General features: G+C 63.4%; 16 protein-coding genes and 3 tRNA genes. 13 read left to right on the top strand and 6 right to left on the bottom strand.

The window, feature by feature from the left end:
- The first annotated feature begins 40 nt into the window (after positions 1-40).
- Positions 41-1618, top strand: a complete 1578-nt coding sequence (locus CWB41_RS00995; RefSeq protein WP_115836352.1) for an NAD(P)H-hydrate dehydratase — start codon at positions 41-43, stop codon at positions 1616-1618.
- On the opposite strand, the gene CWB41_RS00990 is transcribed toward CWB41_RS00995, so the two are convergent.
- Positions 1615-2946: a multicopper oxidase family protein gene (locus CWB41_RS00990; protein WP_245411197.1), complete on the bottom strand. Its 1332-nt coding sequence runs from the start codon at positions 2944-2946 to the stop codon at positions 1615-1617. The genes CWB41_RS00995 and CWB41_RS00990 overlap by 4 nt on opposite strands.
- A gap of 147 nt (positions 2947-3093) precedes the next feature.
- On the opposite strand from CWB41_RS00990, the gene CWB41_RS00985 reads away from it, so the two are divergent.
- From CWB41_RS00985 to CWB41_RS00950, 8 genes are all read left to right on the top strand, one after another.
- A tRNA-Leu gene (locus tag CWB41_RS00985) sits at positions 3094-3178 on the top strand.
- A gap of 97 nt (positions 3179-3275) precedes the next feature.
- Positions 3276-4673: a trigger factor gene (gene tig / locus CWB41_RS00980; RefSeq protein ID WP_115836353.1), complete on the top strand. Its 1398-nt coding sequence runs from the start codon at positions 3276-3278 to the stop codon at positions 4671-4673.
- 98 nt (positions 4674-4771) lie between these two features.
- Positions 4772-5425, top strand: a complete 654-nt coding sequence (locus tag CWB41_RS00975) for an ATP-dependent Clp protease proteolytic subunit (protein WP_115835834.1) — start codon at positions 4772-4774, stop codon at positions 5423-5425.
- Between the two features lie 412 nt (positions 5426-5837).
- A complete protein-coding gene (clpX, locus tag CWB41_RS00970) occupies positions 5838-7103 on the top strand; it encodes an ATP-dependent Clp protease ATP-binding subunit ClpX (protein ID WP_115835835.1) in 1266 nt (421 codons plus the stop codon).
- Between the two features lie 417 nt (positions 7104-7520).
- Positions 7521-9947: an endopeptidase La gene (gene lon / locus CWB41_RS00965; protein WP_115835836.1), complete on the top strand. Its 2427-nt coding sequence runs from the start codon at positions 7521-7523 to the stop codon at positions 9945-9947.
- 169 nt (positions 9948-10116) lie between these two features.
- Positions 10117-10192 (top strand) — tRNA-Val (locus tag CWB41_RS00960).
- A 124-nt stretch (positions 10193-10316) separates the two neighbouring features.
- Positions 10317-11042, top strand: coding sequence for a COG3904 family protein (locus CWB41_RS00955; RefSeq protein WP_129396365.1), 726 nt, complete (start codon positions 10317-10319; stop codon positions 11040-11042).
- Positions 11043-11119: 77 nt separating this feature from the next.
- Positions 11120-11196: transfer RNA gene (locus CWB41_RS00950), tRNA-Asp, on the top strand.
- Positions 11197-11235: 39 nt separating this feature from the next.
- Here the strand turns inward: CWB41_RS00950 and serB are convergent.
- Entirely contained in the window at positions 11236-12132 is an 897-nt protein-coding gene (serB, locus tag CWB41_RS00945; protein ID WP_115835838.1) for a phosphoserine phosphatase SerB, read from the bottom strand.
- A gap of 127 nt (positions 12133-12259) precedes the next feature.
- Between serB and CWB41_RS00940 the strand changes: the two genes are divergently transcribed.
- The gene (locus CWB41_RS00940; RefSeq protein ID WP_245411198.1) at positions 12260-12589 is read left to right on the top strand and encodes a hypothetical protein; all 330 of its coding nucleotides are present in this window, start codon (positions 12260-12262) and stop codon (positions 12587-12589) included.
- Here the strand turns inward: CWB41_RS00940 and CWB41_RS00935 are convergent.
- The 3 genes from CWB41_RS00935 to bufA2 form a co-directional block, all read right to left on the bottom strand.
- Positions 12586-13389 (bottom strand): HvfC/BufC N-terminal domain-containing protein, encoded by an 804-nt coding sequence (locus tag CWB41_RS00935; RefSeq protein ID WP_115835840.1) that lies wholly within the window; start codon positions 13387-13389, stop codon positions 12586-12588. The genes CWB41_RS00940 and CWB41_RS00935 overlap by 4 nt on opposite strands.
- The gene (gene bufB / locus CWB41_RS00930) at positions 13386-14225 is read right to left on the bottom strand and encodes an MNIO family bufferin maturase (protein WP_115836354.1); all 840 of its coding nucleotides are present in this window, start codon (positions 14223-14225) and stop codon (positions 13386-13388) included. Before bufB ends, CWB41_RS00935 begins: the two co-directional genes overlap by 4 nt.
- A gap of 99 nt (positions 14226-14324) precedes the next feature.
- Positions 14325-14582: a BufA2 family periplasmic bufferin-type metallophore gene (bufA2, locus tag CWB41_RS00925; protein ID WP_115835841.1), complete on the bottom strand. Its 258-nt coding sequence runs from the start codon at positions 14580-14582 to the stop codon at positions 14325-14327.
- A gap of 551 nt (positions 14583-15133) precedes the next feature.
- Between bufA2 and CWB41_RS00920 the strand changes: the two genes are divergently transcribed.
- On the top strand, positions 15134-16345 hold the full coding sequence (locus tag CWB41_RS00920; protein ID WP_115835842.1) for a pyridoxal-phosphate-dependent aminotransferase family protein: 1212 nt from the start codon (positions 15134-15136) through the stop codon (positions 16343-16345).
- A gap of 133 nt (positions 16346-16478) precedes the next feature.
- Complete coding sequence (locus CWB41_RS00915) at positions 16479-18032, top strand: bifunctional aminoglycoside phosphotransferase/ATP-binding protein (protein WP_115835843.1); 1554 nt, start codon at positions 16479-16481, stop codon at positions 18030-18032.
- Here the strand turns inward: CWB41_RS00915 and CWB41_RS00910 are convergent.
- Positions 18010-19005 (bottom strand): zinc-dependent alcohol dehydrogenase family protein, encoded by a 996-nt coding sequence (locus CWB41_RS00910; protein WP_115835844.1) that lies wholly within the window; start codon positions 19003-19005, stop codon positions 18010-18012. The genes CWB41_RS00915 and CWB41_RS00910 overlap by 23 nt on opposite strands.
- A gap of 228 nt (positions 19006-19233) precedes the next feature.
- Between CWB41_RS00910 and CWB41_RS00905 the strand changes: the two genes are divergently transcribed.
- Positions 19234-19545 carry a phasin family protein gene (locus tag CWB41_RS00905; protein ID WP_115835845.1) on the top strand — a complete coding sequence of 104 codons (312 nt, stop codon included), beginning with the start codon at positions 19234-19236 and terminating at the stop codon, positions 19543-19545.
- Positions 19546-19607 lie beyond the last annotated feature (62 nt).

Raw genomic sequence — 19607 nt, 5'->3', positions numbered from 1 at the left:
CACGTGCGGGATGTTCGAAAGCTCAAGCCAAGGTCGGGTCATGCTGCCACGCTTCTTTCCTCCCGAATTGCTGACCACCGCCGAGATGAGTACTGCCGACAGGCTTGCAGTTGCAGCGGGCGTACCGAGTGCGACGCTGATGGAGCGCGCCGGAACGGCAATCGCGAAAGTGACGGCGCGGCTTCTCCCCGGGCGGCCGATGCAGGCGAGCCGCATTGTCGTCTTCTGCGGCCCCGGCAATAATGGTGGCGACGGTTTCGTCGCGGCGCGCTATCTCAAGAGCGAAGGCTATCACGTCTCGGTCGGGCTTCTCGGCGCGCGCGATGCGCTCAAGGGCGATGCCGCCCATGCCGCGCAGGGTTGGAACGGCGAAGTTCTGCCCTTCGATCGCGTGCCGCTCGAAGAGGCGCATCTGGCCATCGCGGCAATTTTTGGTGCCGGTCTTGCGCGCGACATCGAGGGCGCGGCGAAGACCGCGATCCTGCGCCTCAACGAATGGGCGCGGCGCACGCGCAAGCCTGTCGTCGCGGTCGATATTCCCTCGGGCGTCGATGGCTCCACAGGGCAGGTGCGCGGCGTCGCCGTCGAGGCGACTCAGACCGTCACTTTCTTCCGGCTCAAGCCCGGCCATCTGCTGCTGCCGGGGCAGATGCATTGCGGCGAGGTTAGCCTCGCCGACATCGGCATTCCTGAATCCGTTCTCGCGACGATCAAGCCGCAGACCTTCGCCAACGAGCCGGCCCTGTGGGGCGCACACTTTCCGCGTCCGCACATCGACGGTCACAAATACAAGCGCGGCCATGCGCTCGTGCTTTCCGGCTCGCTGGCGCACACGGGCGCCGCCCGGCTCGCGGCGCGCGGCGCCTTGCGTGCAGGCGCCGGTCTTGTCACGGTGGCGACCCCGAGCGATGCGCTGCCCGTGCATGCTGCGGCATTGACGGCGATCATGACGCGCGTCTGCGACAGCGCCGCGGATCTCTCTGAACTTCTCACGGACGCGCGCAAGAACGCCATCGTCATGGGTCCGGGCCTCGGCGTCGGCGAGGCGACACGCGAGCTTGTGCTCACGGCTCTGGCGCAGCCGAGCCAGAACGAGCCGCGCGCGCTTGTCCTCGATGCGGATGCGCTGACGAGCTTTGCTGGTGAGGCAATGAAACTCGCCGCTGCCATCAAGGCGTCCGGCAAATCGGTCGTGCTGACGCCGCATGACGGCGAGTTCGCGCAGCTCTTCTCCGCAAAGGAAGGCGAATTGCGTGATCATCCGCAGGTCGAACGGCTCGCCTCGCCCTCGAAACTGGATCGCACCCGTGCCGGCGCCGCCTTGATGGGCGCGGTGCTGCTGTTGAAGGGCGCGGATACGGTCGTCGCCGATCCTGCGGGCCGCGCGTCGATCAATTACGGCGCGCCGGCGTGGCTGGCGACCGCTGGCTCCGGCGACGTTCTATCGGGCATCATCGGCGGCCTTCTGGCGCAGGCCATGCCGGCCTTCGAGGCGGCGAGCGCCGGCGCGTGGCTCCATGCCGCGGCGGCCAGCGAGTTCGGCCCCGGCCTCATCGCGGAGGATATTCCCGAATATCTGCCGCCGGTGCTGCGGCGCCTGCTTGAGACCGAGGCTTAATCCACAGCGAACCAGGTCACCATGTCGGCCGCCGGAACGTCGAGCGGCAAAACCTCGATCGCCCATTTGCCGGGATTGTTGGCGACGAAGGCGACATGCTTCGTCCGCCCCGGCGGCACGACGACGCTGTCGCGCCAGAACGGATCCCAGCCGTCGTCGAGATCGTGCAGAAGCCGCATGGCGTGGCCGTGAATGCGCATCTGGGCTGCCGCGGTGCTTTTGTTGACAAGGGAGAGCGCCGCGGGCGCGCCGCGCTTGACGGAAAACAGCGGTTCCTTGCCGAACGCCTTCGCCGGCGCACCGTTGAGGTTGAAGGGCGCCGCCCCGCCGCCGGTGATGCTCACCTGGACACTCTTGGCATCCTGCAGCCGGATCGCTTTTGGCAGCAGCGGATTTTCCGGCAGCGCCGCGACCGGCGGCATGTTGGGCCATTTGTCTCCCGACGTCTTGAAAATGATGAGCGGCTGATCCGCGCGCCCGGTCTCGTGCAGAACGAGACGCGCCGGGCCGCCCGTCACCGGCAGATCGAAGATCACATCGAAGCGGCCGCCGGGTCCTATCGGGAGCAAATTGCCGACCGGCGAAAACACGGAACATGGCTGGCCGTCGACGGCCAGAACATGCGGCGTCACCCCGTCGAAGGCGACAAAGAACAGCCGCGCCGCTGCGGCGTTGAGCAGACGCAGGCGTACGCGGCTGCCGGGATTGTGCGTCTGCTCCAGGGCGAGCGGCTTGGAATTGATCGTCGCAAGCGATTCGCCCGGTTTCGGCGTATCGAGAATCTGGGCTTTGGGGTCCAGCTCCCAGTCGGCGAGAATGGCAAGGATGTCATTATCCGCCGCAGGGGGGGCGGCCTCGTCGACGATGATCGCGCCGTAAAGCCCGTGGCGGAGCTGGTCGCCGGCATCGGGCGCGACGAAGGAGCGATAGCCGAAGAGCCCGGCGTCGGGCGGCGTCAAGTGATAGTCGAAGCTTTGGCCGGGCGGGACGCGCTGTTGCGTCAGCGGCGCGACACCGTCGAGGGCGTTGGGAATACGCAGCCCCCAATTGGCGAGGGTCAGTGGCCGATCGGTCTGGTTGACCAGCCGAATCGCCAGGTCTTCCCCGAGCTTGCAGCGCAGCAGCGGCCCCGGCGCCGTGCCGTCGAAGCCGAGGATGGGAGTCTCGGCCGTCAGCGATGGCAGCAGGCGCAGCGTCGCCTTTTGCGCGATGATCTGGCGCGGCGGCGCCTCGGGCAGTTGCGGTGCGGTCGCGGCCCGGATGCTTGTTGTCCGGGTCACGAGTGTCGCGAGGGTCGTGCCCAGGAGCACGCGGCGGGTGAGGGTCATGCATGGGTCCGGCATCGGTTGAGACTTGTTGCTAGCTGTGAATTGGGCAAAACGATAGGCGCTTGCCGCCTCACTTTTTTGCTGCGGCGGGTTTTGGGCGTGCTATAGACGCGGCCCGAGTGGTGGGGCCGTGGCGCTTTTGCGCATGCGGGCGTGGCGGAACTGGTAGACGCGCCGGATTTAGGTTCCGGTGGTGAAAACCGTGGGGGTTCGAGTCCCTCCGCCCGCACCAGCCGCAAGAATTCTCGCGCCATGTCCGAAGCTTAGCGGCGCCGGCCGGTGGCTTATCATTTGGCCGTCCGGCTGAAACAGACAAGGGAAAGATGCCGATGCAAGTGACGGAAACACGCTCTGAGGGGCTGAAGCGCGAATATAAGGTCGTGCTCCCGGCGGGCGATCTCGCCTCGCGGGTCGAGAATCAGCTCAATGAGATCCGGGCCAAGGCGCAAATCAAGGGTTTCCGCCCCGGCAAGGTGCCCGTCGCACATCTGCGCCGTCTCTATGGCCGCTCGATCATGGCCGAGGTCATGCAGGAAGCGGTCAACGACGCCAACCGCAAGATTGTCGAGGACAATGCGTTGCGGCTCGCCGGCGCGCCCAGGATTGATCTGGCGAAGGATGAGGCGGAGCTTGAAAAGGCTTTCGCAGCCAAGGCCGATCTTTCCTATGTCGTCGCCCTCGAGGTTCTGCCGAAGATTGAAGTCGGCAGCTTCGATGACGTTCAGGTGGAGCGGCTCGTGGCCGACATCCCGGACTCGGAGATCGACGACAACGTCAAGAAGCTCGCCGAGCGCAACCGGCCCTTCACCGCGAAGGACGGCGAGGTAGTGGCCGAGACCGGCGACAAAGTGACGATCGATTTCGTCGGCAAGGTCGGCGGTGAAGTGTTCCAGGGCGGCAGCGCCGAGGATGTCGACCTCGTTCTCGGCTCGGGCTCGTTCATTCCGGGCTTCGAGGAGCAGCTTGTCGGCTTAAAGCCCGGCGAGGAGCGGACCATCAATGTCACATTTCCCGAGACCTATGGCGAAGCCTCGCTCGCCGGCAAGCCGGCCGAATTCGCGGTGACGTTGAAGGCGGTCGCGGCGCCGGGCGAACTCGCCATCGACGACGATTTCGCCAAGGGCATCGGCTTCGAGAGCCTGGAGAAGCTGCGCGAAATGCTGCGCGCCTCGCTCGATCGCGAGGCGAGCCTATTGTCGCGCCGCAAGTGGAAGCGCGAGTTACTCGACGCGCTCGACAAGAAATATACATTCGACCTGCCGGAAGAGCTGGTGACGCGCGAGTTCGACGCGATCTGGCGTCAGGCCGAGGCGGAGCTGAAGGCTTCTGGCCGTACCCTTGACGACGAGGGCACGACGGAGGAGCAGGAGCGCGCCACCTACCGCAAGATCGCCGAGCGGCGCGTCCGCCTCGGCCTCGCGCTTGCCGAGATTGGCGACAGCGCCGGCGTTAAAGTGTCGGATGAGGAGGTCGCTCAAGCGCTTTATGAGCGGGCGCGCCAATATCCCGGCATGGAAAAGCAATTCGTCGACTTCTACCGGGGCAACCCGGAGCGGCTCGCCGAGATCCGCGGTCCTCTCTTCGAGGAGAAGGTGATCGACTACGTGCTTGGCCAGTCCAAGGTCGCCGACCGCCACGTCAGCAAGGACGAATTGGTCAAGCTGGTCGAAGAGGCGGAGAAGGCGGCCGAGGAAGAGGCGCAAAAGAGCCTGGGGCCGGCGGCCTGAGGCCAAATCCGGGTCGAGGCTCGCCCGTTGCGAACGCGGCGGAAGCGATTATCTTTCGCCAAGGGCATGCCGATTCAGGCACTACATGAGGTTGCAAGATGCGCGATCGTGATCCGCTCGAAATTTATGACAACTACCTGATTCCGCAGGTTATCGAGAACACCAGCCGCGGCGAGCGCGGGTTTGACATCTATTCGCGCCTGCTGCGCGAACGGATCATCTTCCTGACCGGCCCGGTCGAAGACCACATGGCTTCGGTCATTGTTGCCCAATTGCTGTTCCTCGAGGCGGAAAACCCGAAAAAAGAAATCTCGATGTACATCAACTCGCCGGGCGGCGTCGTGACCTCCGGCCTTGCTATCTACGATACGATGCAATTCATCCGGCCGAAGGTTTCGACCCTCTGTATCGGCCAGGCGGCCTCGATGGGCTCACTGTTGCTGGCCGGCGGCGAGGCGGGGATGCGCTATGCGCTGCCGAACGCCCGCATCATGGTGCATCAGCCCTCAGGCGGCTTCCAGGGCCAGGCTTCGGACATCCTCCGCCATGCCGAGGACATCATGAAGGTCAAGCGCCGGCTGAACGAAATCTACGTCCGCCACACCGGCCGCGATTACGACACCATCGAAGGGACGCTGGACCGCGACCATTTCATGTCGGGCGATGAGGCGAAAGCCTTCGGCATCGTCGATCAGGTGATCGAAAAACGCCCGGACGAAACGCCTGCGGGCAAGGCGGCGGCAGCGGCTTAAGCGCTGCTCTGCGGGCCGTCTCTGGCTCTATCCGCGAATCAAGGAGGCGCACCGGCGGGCAACAGTCCGGTGTCTGCCTTCTCCCACGGCCCTTGCGGCCCGGCTTATGGCACATAGATTGCTGTTTGAGCCGGGATGGGCAGGGACGCCCCAAGTTTAACTGAATAAACGCAAATCCACGACACTATGAAGTCAGGTTGGCGCGTCTCTGTGGCATAAAGGGCGCGGTTGACTCGCCAAATTGGCTCGGGGCTTGATCCCGGCGCTTCGGCATGATGCACTTGCGTTTACCAAAACGACGCAAATGGCGGGGCGGGGGGATTGGAAAGAGACAGGTAAGCGGCTCGTTTCGAGCTTCTGCCTGGCGCAAGAAAACAGGGTCCGGCTCGCCAGACCCATAAGGAGATAGGCCATGACGAAGGTCGGCGGCAGCGACTCGAAGAACACGCTCTACTGCTCGTTTTGCGGTAAGAGCCAACACGAGGTTCGCAAGCTGATCGCAGGTCCGACGGTATTCATCTGCGATGAATGCGTCGAATTGTGCATGGATATTATCCGCGAGGAGAACAAATCCGCGCTGGTGAAGAGCCGCGACGGAATCCCGACGCCGCGCGAAATCTGCAAGGTTCTGGATGATTACGTGATCGGCCAGTTCCAGGCCAAGCGCGTGCTCTCGGTCGCCGTCCACAATCATTACAAGCGGCTGAATCACGCCACGAAGCACAACGATGTCGAGCTGGCGAAGTCGAACATCCTTCTGATCGGCCCCACGGGTTCCGGCAAGACGCTGCTCGCCCAGACGCTGGCGCGCATTCTCGATGTGCCCTTCACCATGGCCGATGCGACGACGCTGACCGAGGCCGGCTATGTCGGCGAGGACGTCGAGAACATCATCCTGAAACTGCTCCAGGCCTCCGACTACAATGTCGAGCGGGCGCAGCGCGGCATTGTCTACATCGATGAGATCGACAAGATTTCGCGCAAATCCGACAATCCCTCGATCACCCGTGACGTTTCGGGCGAGGGCGTGCAGCAGGCGCTGTTGAAGATCATGGAAGGCACGGTGGCTTCCGTGCCGCCGCAGGGCGGCCGCAAGCACCCGCAACAGGAGTTCCTGCAGGTCGACACGACGAACATCCTGTTCATCTGCGGCGGCGCTTTCGCCGGGCTTGAGAAGATCATCTCGGCGCGCGGGACTCAGACCTCGATCGGCTTCGGCGCCACGGTTCAATCGCCGGACGAGCGCCGCACGGGCGATGTCCTGCGCCGGGTCGAGCCGGAGGATCTGTTGAGGTTCGGTCTCATCCCCGAGTTCGTCGGCCGTCTGCCGGTTCTGGCGACGCTTGAGGATCTCGACGAGGACGCGCTGAAGCGCATCCTGGTTGAGCCGAAAAATGCGCTCGTCAAGCAGTATCAGCGCCTGTTCGAGATGGAGAACACCGAGCTCACCTTCCAGGACGAGGCGCTGAATGTCGTCGCCAAGAAGGCGATTGAACGCAAGACCGGCGCGCGCGGCCTGCGCTCGATCATGGAGTCGATCCTGCTCGATACGATGTTCGATCTGCCCGGCCTCGACAGCGTCGAGCAGGTCGTCATCGGCCCGGATGTGGTCGAGGGCAAGTCACGCCCGCTCTACATCCACGCCGAACGGACGGAAAAGAGCGCGACCAGCGCTTGAGCCATGCGAATCTCGCGGCGAGACCTTCGTCCCGCCGCGGCTTCCCTTTTTTCAGTCTTCAAGAGCCCTGTTGGCGAAGCGCGTCCGCGCCGGCGTTTGTCGGGTTTGCGCCAAGCGGCGGCCTGTGCGCTGGCCGCAAGCTTGACGTTGAAACACCGGCACAAGCCGGCCCATCGTTCGCTGCGGCATGAATCGTCGCTCGGATGCGGCGATCGCAGCAGGTTGGCTCGCGGAATGCTTGAAAGCCGCGTCAGCCTGCCCATCTTAAGGTGGAAAAATGCCTGAATGTGGGTCAGGATAAATGTTTGGCCGAGCGAAAGAGTTAACTTGCCGCAGCAAAAGGCGCAGGATCGCTCACAGTCTCGGTGGATAGTCTCCGGCCCGGAACCAGAACGAAAGTTCGGATAGGAACAAGCGATGACCAATAAAAAGCGCGAGCTGCTGCCGCCGGGAAAGGTCGAGACATATCCGGTTCTGCCGTTGCGCGATATCGTCGTTTTCCCGCATATGATCGTGCCGCTCTTCGTCGGCCGCGAAAAGTCCATTCGCGCGCTCGAAGAGGTGATGAAGGCCGACAAGCTCATCTTGCTTGCGACGCAGATCAATGCCTCGGAAGATGATCCGACGCCCGATGCGATCTTCAAGACCGGGACGCTCGCCACTGTCCTGCAATTGCTGAAGCTGCCCGATGGCACCGTGAAGGTGCTGGTCGAGGGGCAAGTGCGCGCCCGCGTCCACGGCTACACTCGTACCGCCGATTATTACGAGGCGGAGGCCGAAGTCATGGTCGATGAGTCCACCGACAAGGTGGAGGTCGAGGCTTTGGCGCGTTCAGTGATGGCCGAGTTCGAATCCTACGTGAAGCTCAACAAGAAAGTTTCGCCGGAGGTGATCGCCGCGGTGAACCAGATCGATGACTTCTCGAAGCTCGCCGATACCGTCGCCTCGCATCTCGCGGTGAAGATTCTCGACAAGCAGGCCGTGCTGGAGACGAGCTCCGTCGCCAAGCGGCTGGAGAAGTGCCTTGGTCTGATGGAGAGCGAAATCTCGATCTTGCAAGTCGAGAAGCGCATCCGCACGCGCGTCAAGCGCCAGATGGAGAAGACGCAGCGCGAGTATTATCTCAACGAGCAGATGAAGGCGATCCAGAAGGAGCTCGGCGACGAGGAGGGCAAGGACGACCTCTCCGAGATCGAGGAGCGCATCAAGGCGACTCGTCTCTCCAAGGAGGCCCACGACAAGGCGACGGCCGAATTGAAGAAGCTGCGCCAGATGTCGCCGATGTCGGCGGAAGCGACCGTCGTGCGCAATTATCTCGACTGGCTGCTCTCCATTCCGTGGAACAAGCGCAGCAAGGTCAAGAAAGACCTTACCGTCGCGGAAGAGATTCTCGACAGCGAGCACTTTGGCCTCGATAAGGTCAAGGAACGCATCGTCGAATATCTCGCCGTCCAGTCGCGCGCGAACAAGTTGACCGGGCCGATCCTGTGCCTTGTCGGGCCGCCCGGCGTTGGCAAGACCTCGCTCGGCAAGTCGATCGCCAAGGCGACGGGGCGCGAGTTCGTGCGCATGTCGCTCGGCGGTGTGCGCGACGAGGCGGAGATCCGCGGCCATCGGCGCACCTATATCGGCTCGATGCCCGGCAAGATCATCCAGTCGATGCGCAAGGCCAAGACCTCCAATCCGCTCTTCCTGCTCGATGAGATCGACAAGATGGGCATGGATTTCCGCGGCGATCCGTCCTCGGCGCTGCTGGAGGTGCTGGACCCTGAGCAGAACGCTTCGTTCAACGACCATTACCTCGAAGTCGATTACGACCTCTCGAACGTGATGTTCGTGACGACGGCGAACACGCTCAACATCCCGCCGCCGCTCATGGACCGCATGGAGATCATCCGCATCGCCGGTTATACGGAGGATGAGAAGATCGAGATCGCGCAGCGTCACCTGATCCCGGCGGCGTTGAAGAAGCACGGTCTGGCGCCTGTCGAGTGCGAGATCGCGCGTAGCGCGCTCGTGTCGATCGTCCGCCGCTATACACGGGAAGCGGGCGTCCGCAACCTCGAGCGCGAGATTTCCAACGTCGCGCGCAAGGCGGTGAAGCAGATCGTCACCGGCAAGACTCTGGCGGTGAGCGTCACCGACGCGAACATCGACGACTTCCTCGGCGTGCCGCGCTATCGTTATGGCGAGGTCGAAGCAGAGGATCAGGTCGGTGTCGTGACGGGTCTCGCCTGGACGGAAGTCGGCGGCGAGCTGTTGACGATCGAAGGCGTGATGATGCCGGGCAGGGGTCGCATGACCGTGACCGGCAATCTGAAAGAGGTGATGAAGGAATCGATCTCGGCGGCGGCGTCTTATGTCCGCTCGCGGGCGGTTGATTTCGGCATCGAGCCGCCGCTGTTCGACCGCCGCGACATCCATGTGCACGTGCCGGAAGGCGCGACGCCCAAAGATGGCCCCTCGGCGGGCGTGGCGATGGCGACCGCCATCGTCTCGACCCTGACCGGCATTCCCGTGCGCCGCGACATCGCCATGACAGGCGAGATCACGCTGCGCGGCCGTGTCCTGCCGATCGGCGGCTTGAAGGAGAAGCTGCTGGCGGCCCTGCGCGGCGGTATGAAGAAGGTTCTCATCCCGGAGGAGAACGCCAAGGATCTGGCGGAGATTCCGGACGCGGTGAAGAACAATCTTGAGATCGTGCCGGTTTCGCGCATGGACGAAGTGCTGCGGCACGCGCTGGTTCGTCAGCCAGTGCCGATCATCTGGGAAGAGGACGTCAAGGCCATCAAATCGCCGGCCGTTGCTGGCGAGGACGAGGCTTCCGGTCTCATCGCCCACTAAATTGCTGGTATTCCTAACAAGGCCGGGCCCGGAATTTTCCGGGCCCGTTTTTTGTGTCGCTTAGCGCCAAGCTGATGAATTGGCGGGACTTCCCTGTCGGCCGGATGATTCCATCGAGCCTCAAAGCGCGCTAGATTTCCGGGCGGAGTATGTTAGACCGGCGCCGGATGGGCGGTTAGCTCAGTTGGTAGAGCGTCTGCTTTACACGCAGAATGTCGGCGGTTCGAGACCGTCACCGCCCACCAGACCTTACGCGCGCCCCGCGCGCTCTTGTTAATCCTGCGCCCATCCGCCGATTGCGTCATGCGCGCGAAACGTTATCCTGCTGTGGTCGGATGCGCCGCGATCCCGAAGGCGCTGGGGCAGGTCATGAAGCAACGTACTGGCTGGGACGTTTTCGCTGATTTGCTGGACACGAAGGTCATTCATCGGATCTGCGCTGTCCTTTTGCTCTGCGCCGGCTGGGGCTTCGTCCCGCGCGCGGCACACGCCGATCCCATGACTTTCCAGATCGTCTCGGTCAGCGATTCCGGCCGATGCGGACGCTATTGCCCGGCGGTCATCGCCGCGGAAGGCGAGATCACCGACGAGACGCCCGAGCAGTTCCTCGAGTTCGTGCAGGAGAACGTCAATCAGGCGAGTCTCCATGCCGTCGTCTTTCTCGATTCGCCCGGCGGCAAGGTCGCGGCTTCGATGCAGCTTGGCCGCGAATTCCGCCACCTCGGCGCCGCGGCGATCGTCGCGCGGGTCGATCCCGACGGCCGGCGCGGCGTGAGTTCCTTCGTCGGTGCGCGCTGCCTCTCGGCCTGCGTCTATGCGCTGATCGGCGCCAAGAAGCGTGTCATCCCGCCTGAGAGCCTTGTCGGTATCCATCGCATGTTCGCCTATGTCGACAGCGTCGATGCGCGCGGCGACGCCGAGCACTACCGGCTTTACGACAACGGAACGATGCGCGCCGCTCTTTCCCATTACACCGGCATGATGGGGGTGAGCCCTGAGCTCATCTACAGGGCCGAACATATTTCCTCCGACCGGATTCATATTCTCACGCGCAAGGAAATCGCGCGCTATCGGCTGGGGTCGTCGCAGTTTTGAGCCCGCAGGGCCTTCATGCTTGACTTGCCGGGGCGCCTCCCTTATCCGGCATGTCTCCGTCGGGTACGGCAATCCACGGGGGAGTAGCTCAGCTGGTTAGAGCGCCGGCCTGTCACGCCGGAGGTCGCGGGTTCGAGCCCCGTCTCTCCCGCCATTAATTCAATGACTTAGCCGCTCGTCGCCCCACACGCTCTCAGCCATCTGGCTGGCTATCGCGGAGTTCGTCGCGACTATAGCCCTGCGCATAAAGCAATGCGGTGAGATCGGAATGATCGACGCGAGCGTGTGCCGCCGCGGCCACCGCGGGCTTGGCGCGGAAGGCGACACCGAGGCCGGCCTGCGCCAGCATCTCGAGATCATTGGCGCCGTCGCCGACCGCGAGCGTGTCGCTGACTGGAATGCCGTGTCGTTCGCAAAGACCCAGAAGCGCCTCACGCTTGGCCGTCTGGCCCAAAACCGGTTCCTCGACGCGGCCGGTCAACTTGCCTCCGGCGATCGCGAGTCTATTGCCGATATGCGCGTCGAAGCCGGCCATCGCCGCGACCTCCTGCGTGAACAAAGTAAAGCCGCCTGAGAGAAGAATAGTATGGGCGCCGTGCGCGCGCATGGTCTGCACGAGCGTTCTTGCGCCGGGGACAAGAGTGATGCGCTCCGCGATGATCCTGCCGACGGCATCAACCGGCAGATTTTCGAGCAGCGCGACGCGCTCGCGCAGCGCCGGCTCGAACGCGATTTCGCCGCGCATCGCCCGCTCGGTGATTGCGGTCACATGCTTCCTCAGCCCGACGAAATCGGCCAGCTCATCGATACATTCCTGGCCGATGATCGTTGAATCCATGTCCGCCGCGAGCAGTCTTTTGCGGCGGCCCGCGCCGGGCTGAACGAAAACATCGACAGGTGCGTCGCCCAGTGCCGCGCGTACGCTCCCACCAGCCGTCGGCGTCATCTGCCCGTCGAAGAAAATATCCGCAGCGGTGCCCTCATCGAGCCAGATTGTTTTTTGCGCCCCGGGCAATGCTCCCGCCGCGCGGCGCAAAATGTCCTCGTCGAGCGTCGTTGCGCCCGAGACGAGGGTTACGACGAAAGGCATGGCAGCATGGCTTTCTGCACTTTTATGGGCGGGCTCGGTTCTATCTTTCGCACGACCGCCATTTTAGCCTAAATTCACGGCGGCGACGCAGCGGCCATGATCCTGGAGCGAAGTAATGAAACGGCGGATGTCTTTGCTCATATGTGCGCTCCTGTCGGCATCGGGCGCGCAGGCGTCTTCCTGCAGCCCGCAGATCGATAAGGTTCAGAGGCAGGTCGATGCGCGAATCGACGCGATCGCCGCGGCGAGTCCCGGAGATCGCGAGTCGCGGGCGGCGCTGCTGCATCATCAGCCGACGCCGGCCTCGATCGCCGCCGCGGAAAAACGCCAGCGCGGCTATGCCGGTGTCAAGCGCGCGCTCAGAGAACTGAAACACGCCCGCGTGGCCGACCACAACGGCGACGTCAAGGCATGCGAGGCGGCGCTGGCCGCGGCGCGCGCCGCGATCGCGCCTTAGAGCGTGCCGGGCGGATTGCGCACCTCGATGATGAGGCCATCCGCGAACCATTGCGCGAGATAGCTGCCGGCGCGTGCGGCGACCGCGTCCGCATCAGCCTCGTCGCGAAATTGAAGAAGCGCGCATATGTCGCCGAAGCTTTTGCCGGCGAGAGCCTCGCGCAAGGCTAATGCCTCGGCCGCAGTCAACTCCCGGTAGACGACCTGTGCATCCCCATTGCGCCAGACGAGCAGGAATTCGTCCTGTGTCTCATCCGGCTCGGGGCAGGGCGTTTCGGCCGCCGCAGCTTCAAAGGCCGCGGCGATCCCTTTCGTCAAGGTCAGCACGCGCGCGCTCGCGTGAAGGGCGAAACGCACTTGCGGCCAGTCCTCGCGCGCCAGTGCCGCGAGCGCGGCGACCGGGCAGGCCGCGGCGTCCGTCGCATCGAAAGCGTCGGCCAGCGCCCGCTCCAGACGGGCGATGTCGATGAGGCCCCGGCTTTCGTTCCAGGGGGCGGTCGCCTGCATGAAATCCGGCAGATCGCGCGCATACCAGCGCGCATTGCGGTGATGCGAGGGCGTCGCGTCGATATAGGCCTCCGCCAGCGCGTGAAAGCCATCGTTGCCAAGGGCGTTGTTGAGCACTTTGAAGTCTTCGGCCAGAAGGCCCGCGAGCCTCAGGCGGTAGGCGCGCGCGTAGACGTGGAAACGCATCGCCGGTTCAAGCCGCCGCGAAGCGTTGATGTCCGCCAGAATGTTCCGATCCGCATCGAGGCCGAGAATAGCGGCTTGAAATTTGGCCTGCAGCGTCGCGAGACTCATGCCGCCGCCCCGATCCTGGAGACGGTCGCGGCGATCTCGCGGGCGCGTTGCAGTTCGGCAAGCAATTCGGCGAAGGGCGGAAACTTGTCGTCGCGCTCGATCATGGTCGAGACGGGGCCGAAGCGCCGCCAGGCTTCGGCAAACAGCGTCCAGACCTCTTCGCTGACCGGCTCGTCATGTGTGTCGATCTTGTGCGTGCCCTGATCCTCGTGGCCGGCGAGATGGAATTGCACGACGCGATCGACATCGATTGAGCTCAGGAATTCATGCGGGTCGAAATCGTGGTTGTATCCAGAGACGAAGACATTATTGACGTCGAGCAGCAGCCAGCAGTCGGCGCGGCGCGCAAGCTCGCGAACGAAGGTCCATTCGTCCATTTCCGATTCGGCAAAGGTCACATAGCTCGAAACATTTTCGATCGCGATGCGGCGGCCGAGAAAATCCTGCACCTGGGCGATGCGGCGGACGACATGGTCCAGCGCTTCCTGCGTATAGGGGATGGGCAGCAGATCGTGCAGGTTGAGGCCGTGGACACCGGTCCAGCAGAGGTGGTCGGAGACATATTCCGGCTGGAACCTGTCGGCGAGGTTCTTCAGCGCTGCGAGATAATCCATGTCGAGCGGCGCGGTTGAGGCGATCGACATTGAGACGCCGTGCATCACGATGGGATAATCGGCGCGAATCCGTTCCAGCGCCGCGAGCGGCGGCCCGCCCTTCACCATGTAATTTTCGGAAATCACTTCGAACCAGTCGACGGGCGGCTTGGATTCGAAAATTTCGCGATAATAGATCGGGCGCAACCCGAGGCCGAAACCAAGCGGAGAGGGTTTCTGCATCGCTGGCTCCATGTTTATCGTGCGAAGTTTATCGCGGGCCCCGGTTTGATGGACGCCCGGCGGCGGACCGCGCGGGCGCCCCCTTTTGGATTTCGCGGCTCAGCCGATCTTGCCGCCGAGTTTCAGGCAGGCGTGCTTGGACTTCTCCAACAAGAAGCCCTGGCCCTTGCAGGAATTCTGGCCCTTGCAAGCATTGTTGGCGGTGTGGCAATCGCTGTGGCCTTTACAGGAATTTACCCCAAGGCAATGAACCTTGCCGGCCGCGACAGCCGAGCTCGGCGCCACTGTCGTGCCGGCAATCGCCAGTGCTACCGCCGCCGCCGCGATGCTACCGCCCGAAACAAATGTCATTTTCATTTGATGCTCCTCAAAGAGATCGTCCCTCAAACGGGTGCCACGGCGCTGCTGCGCCAAGGGCGTATTCGTGCGGAACCCCGGCCTTGTTACGCACGCACGAAATAGGCGAGGCGAATTTTGCGCCGCCCCGCCGCTCCGCTGGCGGCCGCGCGTCAAATGCGCACGGGGCGCGGAAATCCGCGCCAGCGGGCGCTTATTTTTGCGGCTTCGACCCTCGTAATATCGCGCTTCTAGAGGATGCTGCGAAGCGAAATGCTCTTTTGCGCCGCACACGCGAAGTCTTTGCTACATCGCCAAATTTGTGTTGAGCCCTGCCAGTTTTGACCGTATTCATGCGCCAACCGCGATGGCGCTGCCAGAATGCGCAGTTTTTGCGCGCTCGGCTGGCGTTTTCTCGAGTCTTTTGCTCGATGACCGAATTTTTCTAGTCGATTTCTCGGCCGGAAAGAGGGCGCGAGGGGGTCTGCGGCGCGGACCTGCCTAAAAATAAACCACGAGCGTTTGTCCTTCATCTGGGCAAAGGCGGCATTTGAGATTTGGAGACATAGACGATGAGCAACAAGCCGCGGAGCCCCGGCCGTCATTTCCTGCAAATTCCCGGCCCGACGCCGATCCCCGATCCCGTGCTGCGCGCGATCGACCAGCCGGTCATCGATCATCGCGGCCCCGCGTTCCAGAAGCTGTCGAAGCGCGTCCTCGAAAAGGTCAAGGCTCCCTTCAAGACCAAGAACCCGGTCATCATCTTCCCGTCCTCGGGCACGGGCGGCTGGGAAGCGGCGCTCGTCAATACCCTGTCGCCGGGCGACAAAGTTCTCATGTTCGAAACGGGCCAGTTCGCTTCGCTTTGGAATACGATGGCGAAAAGCCTCGGCCTAAAGCCGGAGTTCATCGAGTCCGATTGGCGCATCGGCGCCGATCCGGCCCAGATCAAAGAGCGTCTCAAGGCCGACAAGAACCACGAGATCAAGGCGGTCTGCGTCGTCCACAACGAGACGGCTAGCGGCACGACCTCGCCGCTGCAGGAAATCCGTCAGGTGCTCGACGAGTTGAAGCACCCGGCTCTGTATTTCGTCGACGCTGTCTCGTCGCTCGCCTCGATCGATCTGCGTCACGACGAATGGGGCATCGACGTCACCATCGCCGGCTCGCAGAAGGGCCTCATGCTGCCGGCGGGCCTTGGCTTCAACGCCATCAGCCAGAAGGCGCTCGAAGCCTCGAAGAAGTCGGGCTTCGCCAAGTCCTATTGGTCGTGGGCCGACATGCTCGCCAACAATGCCAATGGCTTTTTCCCCTATACGCCGGCAACGAACCTGCTCTATGGCCTCGACGTCGCGCTCGACCTGCTGGAGCAGGAGGGTTACGACCGCGTCTTCGCGCGCCACAGGCGTCATGGCGAGGCGACCCGCCGCGCCGTTGTCGCCTGGGGCCTCGAAGTGCTTTGCAAGGACCCGAAGTACTATTCGCCGGTCGTCACCTCGGTGCTGTTGCCGCCGGGCCATGATGCCGATGCGTTCCGCGCCATCGCGCTTGAGAACTTCGACATTTCGCTCGGCACCGGCCTCGGCCGCGTCGCCGGCAAGGTGTTCCGCATCGGCCATCTCGCCGACACGAACGACCTGACGATCCTCGGCGCGCTCAGCGGCGTCGAGATGAGCCTCGAGCTCGCCGGCATCCCGCACAAGAAGGGCGGCGTTCAGGCGGCGATCAACTATCTCGCTGAGCAGGCGAAGAACCCGTCGCACAAGCTTGCGGCGGCGGAATAATCATAGCTTTAGTGGGCGGCGCTCGGGCGCTGCCCACTGAGTTTAAATACTGGAGCGAATTCCGAAAAAGTCTGCCAACTTTTTCGGAATTCGCTTAGCCTTCGGGACTTCATCCATCGCGTGAAGAGCAGCCGTGGGCACACAGCAGACCGATCAGGGCGAGATTTTCGCGTTCCTCGCGCAGCCCTCGGCATATGGCCTTCCGGATTCAGCAAAAAACTCGATCAAGCGCATAGATACGCACGGCGCCGTGGTGTTTCTCGCCGGGCCGGATGCCTATAAGGTCAAGCGCGCGATCTATTATCCCTTCATGGATTTTTCGACGCTCGAAAAGCGCCGCGCCGCTTCCGAGAACGAGATTCGCGTCAATCGTCCGAACGCACCGGACATTTATCTCGAAGTCCTGCCGATCCGGCGTACGCCGCTGGGTCTTCGTCTTGGCGGCGAGGACGGCGACATCATCGAATGGGCGGTCCATAGCCGCCGCTTCGATGATGACGAGACGCTCGACAAGCTCGCCCTGCGCGGTGAACTGGATCTTGCCACCGCCGCCCGGCTTGCCGAGGCCATTTCCGCCGCGCATGCGCGTTCCCCGCGCCATGATCAGCGCACGGCGGAGAGATTCCGCGGCTGGATGAGCGACACGCTCGACGGGCTCGCCGCGTCCGCGACCTTTCCTGCCGCCGGCGTCGCGGATTTGCGGACGCGGTTCCTGGCGGCCTATTCGGCCGTCGCGCCGCTGCTTGAAAGGCGGGAAGCGCAAGGCAACGTACGGCGCTGCCACGGCGACCTTCACCTGCGTAACATCGTCCTCGAAGCTGGCACGCCCGTTCTGTTCGATGCGATCGAATTCGACGATGGGCTCGCGACCATCGACATCCTTTACGATCTCGCCTTCGTGCTGATGGATTTCTGGCAAAGAGGGCTGCGCGACCACGCCAACCTCCTGTTCAACCGCTATTTGTGGCGCGCGCCTGAGGTTGAGCAGGAACTTGAAGGGCTGGCGGCGCTGCCGCTGTTTCTGGCGCTGCGGGCCGCAATTCGCGCGCTCGTGACGGCGGCGCTCTCCAATCTCGATGCCGGGGATCATAGTGCCGAGGCGCGGCAGTTCTTCGGCGCGACGGAGGATTTTCTGCGCCCGCAGGAAGCCCGGCTTGTCGCGGTCGGCGGCTTCTCGGGCACCGGCAAAAGCACGCTGGCGGCGGCGCTGGCGAGCGAGCTCGGCCATGCGCCTGGCGCCGTGCATCTCCGCAGCGATATCGAGCGCAAGCGCCTCTTCGGCGCAGACGAATTCGTGCCGCTGCCGCCGGAGGGCTACCGGCCGGAGGTGACCGCGCGGGTCTATGCGCGGCTGCTCGCGCTGGCCGAGATCGCCTTGCGGGCCGGCCACAGCGTCATCGTCGATGCGGTCCACGCGAAGCCCGAGGAGCGCGACGCGCTTACGGCCCTCGCCGCGCGTCTCGGTCTCTCCTTCACGGGCCTCTGGCTGGAGGCGCCGGTCGAGACGCTCGTCGCGCGTGTCGAGGCACGGCAGCACGATGCGTCGGATGCCCGCGCGCCCGTCGTGCGTGAGCAAGTCACGCGCCCGCTCGGCGCGCTCAATTGGGCCCGGCTCGATGCCAGCCAGCCTCTCCCAGAGCTCGCGGAGGCCGCGCGCGCGGCGCTCAGGCTTCCTGCGGCGGGATGAGGACGGCGGCGCCATGCAGCCGCCCGTGGCGCAGGTCCGCCAGCGCCTCGTTGGCGTGATCGAGAGGGTAGGCGGTCGTGTAAGTCTTGATGCCCGCGCCCGCCGCGATTTTCAGAAAATCCAGCCCGTCCTGGCGCGTGAGGTTGGCGACGGAAAACAGCTTCCGCTCCTCCCACAAGAGATCGTAGGGGAACTCCGGAATATTGCTCATGTGGATTCCGGCGCAGACGACGGTGCCGCCTTTCTTCACCGCGGCCAGCGCCAGCGGCACAAGCGGGCCGACGGGCGCATAGATGATCGCCGCGTCGAGCTTTTCCGGCGGGGGTTGGTCCGAACCACCCGCCCAGACGGCGCCGAGGCTGCGCGCGAAATCCTGCGTCGCGCTATCGCCGGGGCTGGTGAAGGCAAAAATCCGTCGGCCGAGTTTTATCGCCACTTGCGCGATGATATGCGCCGCTGCGCCGAAGCCATAAAGCCCCAGTGTCTCGCCTTCGCCGGCCATGACGTAGGAACGCCAGCCGATGAGGCCGGCACAGAGCAAGGGCGCCAGTTCCTGATCCGAGCCATGCTCGCCGAGCGGAAAGGTATAATGGGCATCGGCGACCGCATGGGTCGCAAAGCCCCCGTTGCGCGTGTAGCCGGTGAAGATCGGTTCGTCGCAGAGGTTCTCCCGTCCGCTCAGGCAATAGGGACAATGGCCGCAGGTATGGCCAAGCCAGGGGATGCCGACGCGCTCGCCGAGGCTGAGGCCGCTCACATTGGGGCCGATCGCATCGATCCGTCCGACAATCTCGTGTCCGGGAACGATCGGCACTTGCGGATTTGGCAATTCTCCGTCGACGACATGGAGATCGGTGCGGCAGACGCCGCAGGCGCTGACACGCACGCGAATCTGTCCGGCGGCGGGCTGCGGATCAGGCAAGTCTTCGTAGACGAGCGGGGCACCGATCTTGTGCAGGACCATAGCTTTCATGCGGGATGTTCCAAAGAGTGCGGTCAAGTTTGCGAAGTGAATTTTTTGTCACATCGCTTGAATATGCTCGCTTGTAGACGAGTTAAATTCTCAGCGTAGAATAAAGCAACAGGCGTTGAAGCGAGGGCTAAGCTGCCACGCTGATGGCACAGCCCCGCAGCCTTGTTATTCGCAATCCAACTATCCGCGATCCAAACGTGCAGAATATTGCGCCCGATGGAGGATGTTATGGAAACGCAGGCTATCGGCTCTGAAATTCACAACGCGCAGAACAAGTTTTTGGCGGCGGCTTCGCCGTTTCAGGAAGTGTGGCGGCAGACCTTGGTCGAATGGCCGGTTGTCGTGGCGTCCGAATCCCTGCGCTTCGCCGCGCACCGGCTCCGCGCACACAGCGACTATTTCGGCAAGTTGCAGAGCTGCGGTTCGGTGCCCGAAATCATCGAAGTGCATTCGAGCTTCGTGCGCGGTGCTTTCGACGATTACGGCGCGGAAGCCAGCAAAGTGATCAAGGACGTCACGCGGAACGTGCCAGCTGTTTAATCCGGCTCCAGCCTGACGCAAACGTGCGCCGGAGCTGCGCGTGGGGAAGTCGCGTTCTTGCT

This window comes from Methylovirgula ligni, from assembly GCF_004135935.1.
In the GTDB taxonomy this organism is placed as follows: Bacteria; Pseudomonadota; Alphaproteobacteria; order Rhizobiales; family Beijerinckiaceae; genus Methylovirgula; species Methylovirgula ligni.
This window is presented reverse-complemented; position numbering and strand designations above follow the sequence as displayed.